Source organism: Rhizobium leguminosarum (genome assembly GCF_002953715.1).
In the GTDB taxonomy this organism is placed as follows: domain Bacteria; phylum Pseudomonadota; class Alphaproteobacteria; order Rhizobiales; family Rhizobiaceae; genus Rhizobium; species Rhizobium leguminosarum_V.
Genome location: NZ_CP025012.1, coordinates 363,638 through 377,766, shown reverse-complemented (window position 1 = coordinate 377,766; position 14,129 = coordinate 363,638). Strand labels below are relative to the sequence as shown.

Below are 14,129 nucleotides of genomic sequence, written 5' to 3'. Positions count from 1 at the left end.
TTAACTCGCAATATCCAGCAATGACTTCAACATTTCGTCAACGGCGTTCAGGATCTTGGTCGCCGCCTTGTAGGACTGCTCTATGTCGAGGAGCAGCGTCAGCTCCTCGTCGAGGTTGACGCCGGTCTCGTTGGAATAGGCTTCGTCGGAACGCGACAACGCCGCCGAGGTGTTCTCCGCCGCCGTCGTGGCGTTGCTGCGGTACTGCTCCAGCCAGCCGAGGGAATTCGTGGCGTATTCCATGATGCTGACGTTCGAATCGATGCCGGTCGTGGCGTCGAAGCCGACCGCCGGTCCCGCCGCCGGATCGAAATCGATGTCGGAGCCCAAGGCGGTATAGAGACGATCGAGGTCCGTCGTATAGCCGCTGAGGTGGGTAGGATTGTTGACGACGCCGTTGGCGTTGACACCGCCATCGCGCAGGCGCATCGGATCGCCGCCCTGCGAGGTAATGACGCGGCTGCTGACGGTGATGGTCGACGCCATGCCGGCAACCGCGGTGCCGCCGGTATCGACCGTGCCGCCGCTCCAGGTGAAGAGGCCGGGCACATAGGCCGGGCCGGCTGCCGTGTTCTGCTCCTTGAAGAGCGAGACCAGGCCGCGGGCGACTTCGTCGAGCTGCTTCTGGAAATTCGGGGCGATCTCGTCGCGGACCTGGAGAAGCGACTGGAGGCTTCCCTGCGCCGTCGTCGTCGACCCGCTGCCACGCGGAAGTGCCACACCGTCGACATAGACCGAATTGCCGACAGTGGTGGCGGTATAGATATCCTGAGACTTGAACGTCACGGTGCGCGGGACCGTCTCGAAGAGGATCGTCCCGTCAGACGTGCTCAGCACCATGTCGTTATTGTCGCGCGTCGTTGCGTTGACGCCGACGATCTGCGAAATCTGCTTGAGAGCCTTCTCTCGCTCGTCAAGGGCGCCGGATGCATCCGCACCCGAGGCCGTGGCGGTCTTCACCGCATTGTTGGCCTTCTCGAAGTCGCTGAGAAGCGAATTCAGCTTATCGACGTCGGTGGCGATCTGCTTGTCGGCTGTGGCGCGGACGTCCTGAACGGATTGCGAGGCATTGTTCAGCGAGTTGGCGACATCCTGGGCGGCGGTGATGGCGCCCTGGGCGGCGACGGTGCTGCCCGGCGCCGTGCGGAAGGCCTGAAGCTTCTGCTGGAAAACGCCGAGATAGGTAGATGGCGACGTTTCGTAGTCGTTGCCACCCACGATCGACTTCAGGTCCTCGAGACCGCCGAGCAACGCCTGCTGGGCGCTGTCCTGAGAGGATGTCTTCAGATATTGGCGCAGCAGGGCATCTTCCTGCGCCCGGTCTATCTTGACGACCTGCGCGCCATTCAAGGACGTGGTAAGCATCGCCTGCCGGCGCACGTAATCTTTGTTGCCCGCATTCGAGATATTGTTCGATACGACACTGCTTTGCGTGCCGGTATTGTTGAATATGCTCTGTGCGGTATTAAGTGCGGATGTGAGCGACATGGCTTACCCGGTACCTTGCTTATCTCTTGAGGTTGACGAGGACGTCCATAATGTCGGACCCCGTCTGGAAGACCTTGGAATTGGCGGTATAGCTGCGCTGCGATTCGATCATCTCGGTCAGTTCACCGGCGAGGTCGACGTTCGAGCCTTCGAGGGCGCCTGACTTGATCGTGCCGAGACCGTTGGTCTGCGGGAAGCCGGTAACGGTGACGCCGGACTGACCGTTGGCGCTGTAGACGTTGCCGCTCTGCAGCGTCAGCTTGTCGGGGCTCGCGACGTTGGCGAGTGGGATACGGTAGAGGGGCTTGTTCGTGCCATCCTCGTACTTGGCGTAGACGATGCCGTCGCCATCGATCGTGACGTCCTTGACCGGGCTTGCGGCCTGGCCGTTCGGCGTACCGGTGCCGGCAAAATCGGCGCCAAGTTGGGTGAAGCCGGTGAGATCCATGTTGATCGTCTGGCCGGTCACCGGATCGACGATGTTGACGGCGCCGCCCGAGACCATCTTGCCGTTGGCGTCGAAGTTGAGCGTTCCCAAGCCGACATCGCCGCCGGCGGTTGTGTAGGGGAAGGAAGTCGTGCCGCCTACCGCCGCATCGGCGTTGCGGTAGATCGAAACCTCCCAGCTGCTGTTAACGGCGGGAGGTACCGGCGGCGGCGCTGCCGCGACCGATGTCTTGGTGAAGTAGAAGTCGTACATCACCTTGTTGCCGAGAGTGTCGTAGGCGACCATCGAGAACTTCTTGGTGTCGGCTGTCGGCGTGGCGGGGTTGGCGCTCGGCCGCGTCGCAGCGGCCGCAACGACATTGGCGCCGGAATCGAGATTGCCCTTGAAGACCCCGGATGTCGAGGCGATGGCGGTCAGCCCTTCCTGGTTGACATTGACGGGAACGAGGCCATCGAAGCCGTTGACGACAACAGCAGGAGAGCCGGAGTCGTAGGAGTAGCCCATCAGCATGAAGCCGGCGGCGTTGACGAGGTTACCTTCGTCGTCTTTCTGGAAGTCGCCGGCGCGGGTCAGAACCGGCGTGCCATCCGCTCCCTGGACGATGAAGAAGCCGTCGCCCGAGATCGCAAGGTCAGTGCTCGAGGTGGTGTAGGAAATATCGCCCTGGTCGGAGACAGACTGGCGGACCGAGGACTGAACGCCGCCGGAATTGTAATTGCCGCCCGAGGAAGGCAGAACCAGCGACGAGAAGCTCGTCGAGACTGACTTGTAGCCGGTGGTGTTAACGTTGGCGATGTTGTCGGCGACGGTGCTGAGGCGGTTGGCCTGCGCGTTCATCCCCGATACTGCCGTCTTCATGCTGCCGAAAATGCTCATCTGAAAACCTCGTTCTACCTGTTATGCACGAGAGTATTTGTCGGGCCTTGCGTGAAGCTGTCTGTCATGGCGAGTTGCGAGGCCAACTTTGAGGTTCAGCCGGGCGCCGCCGCCCGGCCGAGAAAATCAGGCCCAATCAATGCAGTAGCCAAGGAAGCGCTTGGAATCGACCGGGTCGACGCCGAGCTTTTTGCGCAGCTTCTTGCGCAGCTTCGAGATGTGGCTTTCGACGACGTTCTCCTCGACCTCTTCATCGAAGATGCCGTAGATGGCGTTGAAGATCTGGGTCTTGGTGACCCGGCGACCGCGATTGGCGATCAAATATTCGAGGATGCGGCGCTCGCGCCGGGGAAGCGCGAAGACTTCGCCGTTGATCTCGGGGTCACGGCCATCCGAGAAGACGCGGATCCCGCCGATCTCGGTGTAATTGGTGATCGCCTTCAGCCGGCGCCGGATCGCAGCCGCCCTTGCGAGGATCTCGCGGGGGTGCACCGGTTTGCGCACCACGTCGTCGACGCCGCAATCGAACAGCGCAAGGGTGTTTTCGAGCGAGTGCTGGTCGCTGACCGCAATCACCGGCGCCATCGACCGATCCCGGATCGCCCGGGGCAGTTCGAAGTTGCGCTGGCCCTGACCGATCAGAAAGGCCTCGACTGCAGCTATATCGGAATCGGCGGCGGTCTGTACCCACTCGCCGAATTCCGCTGGATCAAAGCCGGTGGAGGGAATGCCCTCACGCCCGAACAGAGATGTGTATCCATCTTTCACGAGCTCACGCTCATCAACCACTACGATCATTCGTCCGCCTCCGAATCAGTGTGGCACTTCGATGATCTATGGGTACGAATCGCACGAATCGGCGACAACTCGTTAAAGTTAATGGCAGAAACTAATAATTGATTAAGATCTGGGTAGCGATTTGATCTATATCTAGTGGGTATGCCTGATTACGCACACCAAAATTTCGTGGAAAAGTTAACGGTCGGTTAAATATGGCTTGCGCACGGGATTCATGCCGGATTCCTGCCATATTGTGACACAGTTTCGTCACAATACGCCTCTTCCATCTTTGGTTGAATCAATTTTGACAAAAGTTACTCGCATTGGGAGTCCACTTGCCGTAGCCGGTGGCGACCAGATTGGCGATGACGCGGCAGACATATTGCTTCTGTGCCGGATTGTTGTTGGGTCCGGCATGGTATCTGGCTACCGCCATTGTCCACGTCTCATGACGGTCATGCAGGTTGCGGAGGAATTTCGCAGCATACTCCACGTTGCGATGCGGATCGAACATCTCCTCGGCGGAGCGGAAATTCTCGCCGTGAAAGTAGTGGTTGATCTGCATGCAGCCGATGTCGATGAGCTTCGCGCCGCTGTTGCGGGCGACATCGAACTGCCTCATCGCGTCCTGCTCCGAGGGCGGAAAGATCGCTTTGCCTTCGACGTTCATGGCATAGGGATAGAGCGAGCCCTTGCGGCCGGTCTCCGTCAGACCGACCGAATAGAGGATGCCTTCCGGGATACCGTATTTGGCCGCTGCCGACTGGATCTCGCGCTCGCAGGCGCCGGTAGAGGCTGATGCCTCAGAGGTAAACGCCGCCAGTGCCGCTGCTGCTGCCAGCACGAGCGTCTTCAATACCAGTCTCACCCGCGCCATTGAAGCCTCCGTCCGTCCGCTGTGCCGTCTGATTGTGGCGCTCGCGCGCCTCGCCGCCCCGCCCCTGCTGAGGGAGCGACTGCTGCTGGGAGGCCTGGCTGCCCGCCTGGTTGCCGGCGTCGGGACGCTCGACCGGCGCCATGCTGATGGTGACGTTTTCGACCGCGTAACCCTGGCTGCGCAGAGCTTCGAGAATCTTGCCGTGATCTTCCTTCATTTGACGGTAAGCCGCCCCGGTCTCGACCTTGAGATCGACGTTCAGGGCGTCGCCGGACAGGCGCATGGTCGCCGTCACCAGACCGAGGTCGAGCGGGTTCATCTGGATCTTCAGCGTATTGACCACCTTGCCGGTGCTCGTCCATTCGGCTGCGTTGGAGAGCGCCGAGCTCGGCTCCATGGCGCGCGCCCATTCGGAATCGCCGGAGAGAGCAGCGGTCACGGCGGCGGAATTCGAATTCTGCATCAGGCCGATATAGCGGCGCGATTCGAGCACCGAAACGTTTTCGACATCGGCTTTCTTCGAGCCATCCTTCGCTCCGGCCTGATCGGTGCCGATGTGGACATCCATCGACACGCCGCGGCCGTCGGCGCGGCTGATCCTGAATGTCTTGCCATCGGTGGCTTCGGCATTCTCCGCTCCGGGAACCTTGATGTCATCCGCCTTGCCGCTCTCGATGTTGCTGCTGACCGCCGCCAGGGCGTCGGACGCATGGCCGCCCATCTTGGCGTCGATACCGTCGAGTTTCTTGTCGCTGGTTCCAGCCTCGTCGGCCTTGGCGGACACGTGATGCGCGGCTGCCGCCGCCGGCAAAGTCACTGCACCGTCGGCAGGTTCCTGCTTCAGCAAGCCGAGAACATCCGAAATGCCGCCGTCATCGTCATCGCTGGTCTTGTCCGTATCGGTTTCCAATGCGTCGCCCTTGGCGTGCTTGACACCCTTGGCGGTCGGAGCGACCTCATCTGCGGAACGGTCCTTCGGATCGAGCTTGCCCAAGGCGAGACCGGCCGGCATTTTGACTTCAGCCTTTGCTGGTTTTGCTGCGGCCTTTTCGACACTGACGATCGTTTCCGGCTGAACATCAGCCTGCGCCTTCAGCGCGGCGTCGCTAAGATCGATCAATGGCTTTGCGCTGCGGCCGCGGATCGTCTGCGCCACTTTGTCGGCGCCGGCATCGACAACCACGCCCTGATCCGGCTGCGCGTCGTCGGCCTCGTCATTGGCGGTACCGTTGCTTGCCTTGGCCAGCGCATCGGAGAAGCCGTTCTTTTGGCCGGCGGCATCGTCTTTTCCGGCCGGTCGCGCAGATTTCGCAATCGCGGCGGACTCCGCACCGGGGGCTCCGCCCGAGACGCTCATATCCATCATTGTTCGTTGCCTTCCTGCGCCAGAAGACCGTCGATCTCGTCGAGCTTGGATCGATTGGTCGTCACAAATGCGTTGAATGAGGGGTCGGTATCCTGGCCCTGGCCAGTCGATGCCACACCTCCCGGAACAGGCTCGGGAAGCGCGCCTGGCGCTCCCGATTGCGTGGCTATTGCCACAGCCTTTTCAGAAGTGATTTCTTGATGATCAGTGTTAGGATTGGAGGCTTGCGTCAGGCTTGCCGGGTCGGGAGCACGCAGGATCTGCTCGGCAACGGATCGCGCCGCCTCCTGCAGTGCCTGATCCCGCGGCGAAAGTGTGTTACCGTCGATGCCGCTGACATTCTTCGCCGCCCGGTCGATATCCTCTGTGGGAAGGCCGGCCATGCCGCCATAGAAATCCGCGAGCGAGCCGAAGGCATTGTCGGTGCCGGCGCCAAGCGACTGCACACGTCCGACCGCCATGCGCGCCAGCTCCGGCTTGCCTGATATCGCGGCGGCGCGGGCGATGCGCAGATAGACCTCGCGCTGGCGCGGAGCGTCCATGAAGGAGAGGATGTCGACGACGTCCTGCGGTTTTACGTCGTGATCGTGGCCGACGACGAGCGTGACGAAAAGATCGGCGAACTGGCTGGCATAGGGCGAATGCAGGAAGCGTCTGACATAACGCTGCGAATAGGCCATTCCCTTGTCGAGCATTCCCTTGTCGACGCAGATGGCAACGGAGCGGCGCAATGCCGCCTCCTCGACGATCGTACCGGGTGCTGCAAGCCGCGCCTGGTCGTAGAGATCCAGCGCGTCTGTCGGTTTGGTCGCGATCAACACGTTGCCGCCGATCAACGCAAGATAGGGGCCGATCTTCTTGTCGCGATATTCCCTGGCCGTTTCCTCCAGCGTCTTGGCGACGAGCAGCCCCTTGCCGCTCAGATATTTGCGCAGCACATCCGTGACGCGGTTGTCGAAATAGCCGTTGACGTCGTGGGCGATCAGATATTCGAGTGTCTGGGGATTGCCGCCGCTCATCGCGTAGATCAGCGCTGCGTCGACATTGCGGTCGTCGTCGAACGTCGAAGGATCGACCGTGCGCAACCGCTCGTCGATCGTGCCCAGCATGAAGCGCTGCATCTCGCCGGCCGAATGATCGCCGCTGACGACGGAATCCTGCACGAATTGCAGCGACCGCAGCATCTTGTACGGCGCGAGATCATCCGGATCCTGTGCGTTGCCTGCGGCCGGCGAAAACATCGCCAGGCCAAGAGCCACAAATCCGAAGTAGCGATGCTGCCGACGCGCCATTGGACTATCCTTGATCCGCCTGCACCAGAATCTCGATCCGGCGGTTGGTCGCGTTGAACGGGTCAGACGGCAGCTTCAGCCGACGGTCGGCGAAGCCAGAGACCTGCGAGATGCGCTTCTCGTCGAGCCCGCCGCGCACAAGCATGTAGTAGGCGCTCTGGGCGCGATCCATCGAAAGCCGCCAGTTCTCGTTCTGCGTGCCCTTATACTGGCGCCCGTCCGTGTGGCCGCGGATGGCGACCGCACCACCCCTCTCCTTCAGGATCGCCCCGATTTTTTCCATGGCGAGCACCATCTCCTGGCGCGGAACCGCAGAACCGATATTGAACATCGAATCGTCGGTCTGGTCGGAGATGCTGACCAGCAATCCGCCCTCGGACGCCGTCACGGTCAGACCTTCGGCGAGCTTGCCGGCAACGCCGCCGATCTGCTGGGCGATCTGTGCCTGCAGTTGCTCTGCTTCCTTCTGCTGCTGCTCGGTCTCGGCGGCGCTCTTGTCCGCATCCTTTTGATGATCGGCGTCTTTCTGAGCTTCGGCCTTCTTGTCCTCAGGCGACTTGCCGGCCGGCGCCTTGCCGTCCTTGGCTTCGACCGCGCCCTTGGTTTCCTTAGTTTCTTTGGTTTCCTTGGCGGCCTTCTGATCGGTGGTCAGCGGTATAGGCTTCATATCCTCGACCTTGGCGATCTCGGTTGTCTCGCTCTCGGCCGCCTGCTGGTCGCTCTTGCCGGGCGGCAGCGTCTTGCCGGCCGTCGTGACCTCGACCTGTTTCGTCCAAAAATCCGGATCGAAGGGATCACGATAGGCCTCGCCGCCATCGGCGCCGGTGGCGGGGCCGGAATCGGCGGCACCGCCGTCGCCCTTGGCGCTGACATTGGCCTGCTGGCCGACTTCCTGCGCGATTTCGGCCAGAACCGAATACGGATTTTCGAAGAAATCGGCCTCGGAATAATTGGTTTGGTCGCCTGATGTCGATGTCTGGTCGTCACCATCGGCTGCAGCCTTGCCGTCGTTCGGATCTTCTTCCTTCTGTTTCGACTTCTCCTGCTTCTCCTCGCCCTCGGCGTTGTCGACGGGCTTCTTCAGGCCCTTCTCTGTCGGCTTTTCGTCGGAGAGTTTGATCGGATTGAAATAGGTCGCGACCGAGGCCTTGGTCTCCTCGTTGGCGGCATTGACCAGCCACATGACCAGGAAGAACGCCATCATCGCCGTCATGAAGTCGGCATAGGCAATTTTCCACGCACCGCCATGGGCGCCATCGTGATCACCGCCGCCATGCCTCTTGACGATGATGATCTCGTTCTTGCCGTGGTGGTGGTTTTCGCCTTCGCTCATTCGAGAACTTTCTTCAAGCTGGCTGCCCAGGCGGACATACGGGTGACGATGACGGAATCACCGATTTCGACGGCAAGATCGATATCGTCGGTCTCAATGTGGCGAACCGCCCCGGCATGTTCGCCGAGCTCGGCCTTCAATATATCGAAAAGCCGGGTCGGCCCCCTGACGACGACCGCTCCGGCCGCGCCTTCGAGGATCGCGTCGCGCAGCAGGGCGGCGAGGCTTTCGGCAGCCTTGGCGGCAAGCGCTTCGGTCATTACAGGCGCGATGGCGACGGCAGCGCCGGCGCTGACCAGCTGAGCGACCTCTTCGGCAATATCGCGGATGCGGGATGCAATGACCGCCGCCGCCTCGACTTCGTAACGCAGCTTCAGTTCCTCGAGTTCACGCGCATGGACCTCCGCCAGCGTCCGCGCCTCGAGTTCGTATTTGTCAGTCAATTCCGCGGTCGCTGCGGCATGACCTTCCGCATAGGCTTCGCGGCGCTCCGCCTCGATATCGATCGCCGGTTCGCTCGGCATTTCGGGGAAAGCGTCGCCGCCGAAATCATCCATGTCGAGGATCGGCGCTGACGATTCCGGTTCACCGAAATCCTTCAAATACCGGGAAAGCGCAATGCTCATAAAAAACCATCCAGCATTCGGGAGGCATGCAGCATGCCCGCCCCCGCTCAAAGTGACGTTGTGCGCCGGCATCCCCTTCGAAACGGGCAAGGGCCTGACCTTGCGCCGGCACGGATTCGGACGATGCCTTCATGCCGGAAACTAGGAAGTCAAACTTGCGCGAGGATGAATGGCGCCGCCGCCACCCGTGATCGCGCCCGCCCCTATTCCAGCAGGATCAGGATCTTGCTTGCGGCCGTGTTGAGGATCGAGATCGCTTCGACGGCCATCTGCTTCTGGGTTTCGATCGCCTTCTGCCGGATCGAAGCCTCGTCCATGTCGGTATCGACGAGCGCACCGACGCTCTTGTCGATCGAATCGGACAGATCGGCGGTATAGTCGATCTGATCGTCGATGCGCGTCTTCATCACGCCGATGGACGCGGCCGACGTCGTCAGCGAGGAAAGCAGCGCGTCGGTGACGTCAAGCATGTCGGTGAGTTGTGCATCGGTCGTGTTCTTGCCAATCGCAATTTCCGTACCTGTCGCCGGCGTGGTGGAGTTGGCGTTCAGCAGATAATAGTTCCGCGACGTCGCGCCGCTGTTATTGATCGCATTGGCATCGACCGACTTGGTCAGCAGGCCGCCGCTCGCATTGTTCTTGTCGATGAGGATGGTCTGCGAGGATGGGAAATCGATGGTCTGAGCCTGATATTCGCCGGTCGGAGCGCGCACGAAACCAGAGATCACCTGCCATGTCGGCGGCGCCGCGGCATCGCCGTTCAACAGCCAGTTTTCACCCGCAAACGACGTCGATTCGACGACCGTCTGCAACTGTTCCTTGTATTCGCTGATCTCGGCGTTGATCTTGTCCTTGTCGGCGCCTGGTTCTCTTGCCGAAACCAGCTTGGCGCGAATCTGGCCGATGAGATCGATCGCCGAGTCCATCGCCGTGTAGGTCGCATCCACCTTGGCAGCGCCGAGACCGAGCGCATCTCCGATCGTTCCGAGATTGGTGCTGTCCGAACGCATGACGGTCGCGACCGACCAGTAGGACGCATCGTCGGCGGCCGTCTCGATACGATATCCCGAGGACACCTGCTGTTGGGTCTGGTTGGCTTCTTTGTTGATGCTGCGCAGCACCGCAAGCGCATTCACCGCGGCCGCGCTGGTAATCTTAACGGTCATCGACAGGTCTCGGAATCGGGGTGAAAGGGCAGGCCGGATTGCCGGCGGCGACTGAAGTGGCGTCATGCCTCCGGCAGAATTTCTACCGGCGTGTCGCAAAAGCAAATCAACTCGAGGCGAAGTTAACTCGATACCAACCTGTTGGGCAAGAGCGCAGCACTGAGGCTGGCGCGGCGATCGCAATGCCGACCAAGGCATTGATATAAAAGAAAGAACCGCGCCATTTCGGGCGCGGTCCGGGAGGCTTTGCGTTTGCTGCCAGACGATGGCGCAAGATTCGGTCCAGCTTCAGCGCCAGATTTAGCTGCGGAACAGCGTGAGGATGTTCTGAGCGCTGGAGTTGGCGATCGACAGCGACTGGATGGCCAGCTGCTGCTGCGTTTGCAGCGCCGTCAGCTTGCTCGATTCCTCTTCCATGTCGGCATCGACGAGGCGGCCGACGCCCGAGTCGATCGAGTCGCTGAGCGCGCTGACGAAGTTTTCCTGCAGATCGATGCGCGTGGAAATCGAGCCGAGCTGCGATGCAGCCTTGGTCATCGCATCCAGGCCGGCCTCGATTGACGTCAGGGCCATGGCGATCTCAGGTGAGCCGAACGTGCTGATATCCATCGAGTAGATCGAGCCGATCGTACCGGATGATGTGCCGAGAATGCCGGAGCTCGTCTCGATCGTGCCAGTCGAGGTCATGCCGAAGAGGACGTTGCCCGTGGAGGCCGAGTTCAGAATGTAGTCCGTTGTCTTGACCGAGACGTTGCCGTTACCGTCGCGGACGAAGGTGGAAACGACGCTCTTGGTGCCGTCAGCGCCGGCAACCCAGTTTTCACCGGAGAAGGAAGCCGATTGCGCGATGCTCAGGAGCTGCTGCTGCAGCTGGCCGATTTCTTCCTGAATCTTGGTCTTGTCGACGCCCTTTTCGGTCGCGGCAACGATCTTCGCCTTGATTTCGCTGATGATGTCGATGGCGCTGTCCATGGCAGAGTAAGCGGTGTCGACCTTGGCGGCGCCGAGGCCGAGAGCGTCGGAAACGGCGGAAAGTGCCTTGTTGTCCGAACGCATGGTCGTTGCGATCGACCAATAGGCGGCGTTATCGGCTGCCTTTTCGACGCGGTAACCCGACGATACGTGGTTCTGCGTCGTCTCAAGGCTGTCGTTGATTCCGCGGAGTGTCTGAAGAGCGGCCATCGCCGCGACGTTTGTCAAAATGCTGGTCATGAAATGATTGCCCCTTGTTGGCAGATGGAAAAAAGGGACATTCCGGAAAGCTACCGGGAACGGGGACCAGCCTCATGCCTGTTAACCGGTTCTTAAATTTGGTTAACCCGCCGTCTCGTTGACCGCAGAAGACAGCATTATGGTTAATCAACCGTTAACGGAAATAAAAAAGCCGCGCTCCATCGAAGCGCGGCTCGATTCCGAGATGCCCGCCGGAGACCGGCGGGCCGATATTTCCGAGGGCTATTAGCCGCGGAACAGCGTGAGGATGGTCTGCGAAGAGGAGTTCGCAATCGACAGCGACTGGACCGCCAGCTGCTGCTGGGTCTGCAGGGCGCTGAGCTTGGAGGACTCTTCTTCCATGTTGGCATCCACGAGACGGCCAACACCGGAGTCGATCGAGTCGCTGAGAGCGGACACGAAATTCTCCTGCAGCTCGATGCGCTTGGAGATCGAACCGAGCTGAGCGCCGGCGCTGGTCATGGACTTCAGAGCCGCTTCAACGTTGGTCAGAGCCGACTGGATTTCGCCGAGGGTGAAGTTGGTGATGTCCATTGCGTAGACAGAACCGGTCGCACCATTCGAACTGCCGAGGATGCCCGTGGAGGTTTCGACCGAGCCGCCGCTCATGCCGAACAGAACGTTGCCCGTGGAGCTGTCGTCGAGAATATAGTCGGTCATCACGACCGAAACGGCGTTGGAGCCGTCGCGGACGAACGAGGCAACAACGTTCTTGGTGCCGTCAGCGCCGGCAACCCAGTTTTCACCGGAGAAGGAAGCCGACTGAGCGATGCTCATCAGCTGCTGCTGCAGCTGGCTGATTTCTTCCTGGACCTTGGCCTTATCGACGCCGTTTTCAGTGGCGGCAACCAGCTTGGCCTTGATATCACCGACGACGTCGATGGCGCTGTCCATGGCGGAGTAAGCGGTGTCAACCTTGGCGGCGCCGAGGCCGAGAGCGTCGGAAACGGCGGAAAGTGCCTTGTTGTCCGAACGCATGGTCGTTGCGATCGACCAGTAAGCAGCGTTGTCGGAAGCCTTGCCGACGCGATAGCCGGACGAAACGTGAGCCTGGGTTTCCTGGAGACCCTGGTTGATGCCACGGAGAGTCTGGAGGGCTGCCATTGCAGCGTTATTGGTGTTGATGCTCGTCATAGTTTGCTTGCCCCTTGTTGGCAGATTTTTAAGAAGGGACATTCCGGATTTTGGGTCCGGCCCACAGCGATCAGCATCATGCCTGTTAACCAATCCGTTAAGGTTAACTCGCCGTTTCGATGGGCCTAGAAAACACGAAGATGGTTAAGGAAAGCTAAATTCAAAATGGAAATAGCGTAAAAATATCTGATACTTAGGAAGGTTTTCGTTAACCTTATGTTAAAACATTTCGCGGCCGGGAATGACCCGGCCGCGAAACCTGGAAACCTTGTACCGACCGGTCTTAGCGGAAGAGCGACAGGATGTTCTGCGAAGAGGAATTCGCGATCGACAGCGACTGGATCGCCAGCTGCTGCTGGGTCTGCAGGGCGCTGAGCTTGGAGGACTCTTCTTCCATGTTGGCGTCAACGAGGCGGCCGATGCCGGAGTCGATCGAGTCGCTGAGAGCGTTGACGAAATCGTCCTGGTTGTCGATGCGCTTGGAGAGCGAACCGAGAGCGGCGCCGGCGCTGGTCATGGACTTCAGAGCCGCTTCAACGTTGGTCAGAGCCGACTGGATCTGGCCGGCGGTGAAGTTGGTGATGTCCATCGCATAGATCGAGCCGGTCGCGCCACTCGAAGTGCCGAGGATACCCGTGGAGGTTTCGACCGAGCCGCCGCTCATGCCGAACAGAACGTTGCCCGCGGAGCCGTCGTCGAGAACATAATCGGTCGTGGTAACCGAAACGGCGTTGGAGCCGTCGCGGACGAACGAGGAAACGACGCTCTTGGTACCGTCAGCGCCGGCAACCCAGTTTTCGCCGTTGAAGGAAGCCGACTGAGCGATGCTCTTCAATTGCTCCTGCAGCTGGCTGATTTCTTCCTGGACCTTGGCCTTGTCGACGCCGTTTTCAGTGGCGGCAACGAGCTTCGCCTTGATGTCGCCGACGACGTCGATGGCGCTGTCCATGGCCGTGTAGGCGGTGTCGACCTTGGCAGCACCCATGCCGAGAGCGTCGGAAACGGCGGAAAGTGCCTTGTTGTCCGAGCGCATGGTCGTTGCGATCGACCAGTAAGCAGCGTTGTCAGAAGCCTTTTCAACGCGGTAACCCGACGAAACGTGGTTCTGCGTGCTGTTGAGGTTCTGGTTGACGCTGCGCAGCGTCTGGAGAGCGGCCTGCGCGGAAGTATTCGTGTTAATGCTTGTCATAAGTCTGTCCCCTGGAAAACTAGATACAAAAAGGAGGACATACCGGACTATAGTACCGGCGATGACGGACCAGCTTCATGCTACTCGGCGCCTTTTTTGTTTGGCCCAAACCCGTCATGTCCAGGGCAATCTCGCAGCCAATGCTTGCCAACTCCTTAAAAATACAGGGCCCCAGCCGGCTCCTCGCAGGGCATAGTTAATGCTTGCTGAATATATTCCTTTGCATTCTAATTCCCTTGAAAACCAAGCGTTTTTCCTAGGCAAAAGTCGGCGTTTCCCCGCGAAAACAGAGGTTCATCAAGCGCACCGGTTTCAAGCAAG

12 protein-coding genes are annotated in these 14,129 nt (G+C 60.2%); all 12 read right to left on the bottom strand.

Annotation, left to right across the window (positions count from 1 at the left end):
- The 12 genes from flgK to CUJ84_RS01855 all read right to left on the bottom strand — a co-directional run bounded on the left by flgK (position 1) and on the right by CUJ84_RS01855 (position 13,808).
- A complete protein-coding gene (gene flgK, locus CUJ84_RS01910; protein WP_105004975.1) occupies positions 1-1,488 on the bottom strand; it encodes a flagellar hook-associated protein FlgK in 1,488 nt (495 codons plus the stop codon).
- Between the two features lie 19 nt (positions 1,489-1,507).
- On the bottom strand, positions 1,508-2,812 hold the full coding sequence (locus CUJ84_RS01905; protein WP_105004974.1) for a flagellar hook protein FlgE: 1,305 nt from the start codon (positions 2,810-2,812) through the stop codon (positions 1,508-1,510).
- A 126-nt stretch (positions 2,813-2,938) separates the two neighbouring features.
- Positions 2,939-3,610 carry a transcriptional activator Rem gene (gene rem / locus CUJ84_RS01900; protein WP_003545558.1) on the bottom strand — a complete coding sequence of 224 codons (672 nt, stop codon included), beginning with the start codon at positions 3,608-3,610 and terminating at the stop codon, positions 2,939-2,941.
- A 280-nt stretch (positions 3,611-3,890) separates the two neighbouring features.
- Entirely contained in the window at positions 3,891-4,448 is a 558-nt protein-coding gene (locus CUJ84_RS01895; protein WP_020397572.1) for a lytic transglycosylase domain-containing protein, read from the bottom strand.
- Complete coding sequence (locus tag CUJ84_RS01890; protein ID WP_105004973.1) at positions 4,396-5,835, bottom strand: flagellar hook-length control protein FliK; 1,440 nt, start codon at positions 5,833-5,835, stop codon at positions 4,396-4,398. Before CUJ84_RS01890 ends, CUJ84_RS01895 begins: the two co-directional genes overlap by 53 nt.
- The gene (motC, locus tag CUJ84_RS01885) at positions 5,832-7,127 is read right to left on the bottom strand and encodes a chemotaxis protein MotC (RefSeq protein WP_105004972.1); all 1,296 of its coding nucleotides are present in this window, start codon (positions 7,125-7,127) and stop codon (positions 5,832-5,834) included. The genes CUJ84_RS01890 and motC overlap by 4 nt, the downstream gene beginning before the upstream one ends.
- Before the next feature lie 4 nt (positions 7,128-7,131).
- Positions 7,132-8,460: a MotB family protein gene (locus CUJ84_RS01880; RefSeq protein WP_105004971.1), complete on the bottom strand. Its 1,329-nt coding sequence runs from the start codon at positions 8,458-8,460 to the stop codon at positions 7,132-7,134.
- A complete protein-coding gene (locus tag CUJ84_RS01875) occupies positions 8,457-9,086 on the bottom strand; it encodes a hypothetical protein (RefSeq protein ID WP_105004970.1) in 630 nt (209 codons plus the stop codon). The genes CUJ84_RS01880 and CUJ84_RS01875 overlap by 4 nt, the downstream gene beginning before the upstream one ends.
- Positions 9,087-9,289: 203 nt before the next feature.
- Positions 9,290-10,252: a flagellin gene (locus CUJ84_RS01870; RefSeq protein WP_105004969.1), complete on the bottom strand. Its 963-nt coding sequence runs from the start codon at positions 10,250-10,252 to the stop codon at positions 9,290-9,292.
- Between the two features lie 300 nt (positions 10,253-10,552).
- Positions 10,553-11,464 carry a flagellin gene (locus CUJ84_RS01865; RefSeq protein ID WP_027685979.1) on the bottom strand — a complete coding sequence of 304 codons (912 nt, stop codon included), beginning with the start codon at positions 11,462-11,464 and terminating at the stop codon, positions 10,553-10,555.
- 246 nt (positions 11,465-11,710) lie between these two features.
- Positions 11,711-12,619 carry a flagellin gene (locus CUJ84_RS01860; RefSeq protein ID WP_027685980.1) on the bottom strand — a complete coding sequence of 303 codons (909 nt, stop codon included), beginning with the start codon at positions 12,617-12,619 and terminating at the stop codon, positions 11,711-11,713.
- A 283-nt stretch (positions 12,620-12,902) separates the two neighbouring features.
- Positions 12,903-13,808, bottom strand: a complete 906-nt coding sequence (locus CUJ84_RS01855) for a flagellin (protein WP_027685981.1) — start codon at positions 13,806-13,808, stop codon at positions 12,903-12,905.
- Positions 13,809-14,129: the final 321 nt, after the last annotated feature.

Coding starts and splice junctions, on each gene's coding strand:
- rem (WP_003545558.1), bottom strand. CDS start 3,610: ATGATCGTAGTGGTTGATGAGCGTGAGCTCGTGAAAGATGGATACACA.
- CUJ84_RS01875 (WP_105004970.1), bottom strand. CDS start 9,086: ATGAGCATTGCGCTTTCCCGGTATTTGAAGGATTTCGGTGAACCGGAA.
- CUJ84_RS01865 (WP_027685979.1), bottom strand. CDS start 11,464: ATGACCAGCATTTTGACAAACGTCGCGGCGATGGCCGCTCTTCAGACA.
- CUJ84_RS01890 (WP_105004973.1), bottom strand. CDS start 5,835: ATGATGGATATGAGCGTCTCGGGCGGAGCCCCCGGTGCGGAGTCCGCC.
- CUJ84_RS01860 (WP_027685980.1), bottom strand. CDS start 12,619: ATGACGAGCATCAACACCAATAACGCTGCAATGGCAGCCCTCCAGACT.
- CUJ84_RS01855 (WP_027685981.1), bottom strand. CDS start 13,808: ATGACAAGCATTAACACGAATACTTCCGCGCAGGCCGCTCTCCAGACG.
- CUJ84_RS01880 (WP_105004971.1), bottom strand. CDS start 8,460: ATGAGCGAAGGCGAAAACCACCACCACGGCAAGAACGAGATCATCATC.
- CUJ84_RS01905 (WP_105004974.1), bottom strand. CDS start 2,812: ATGAGCATTTTCGGCAGCATGAAGACGGCAGTATCGGGGATGAACGCG.
- flgK (WP_105004975.1), bottom strand. CDS start 1,488: ATGTCGCTCACATCCGCACTTAATACCGCACAGAGCATATTCAACAAT.
- CUJ84_RS01870 (WP_105004969.1), bottom strand. CDS start 10,252: ATGACCGTTAAGATTACCAGCGCGGCCGCGGTGAATGCGCTTGCGGTG.
- motC (WP_105004972.1), bottom strand. CDS start 7,127: ATGGCGCGTCGGCAGCATCGCTACTTCGGATTTGTGGCTCTTGGCCTG.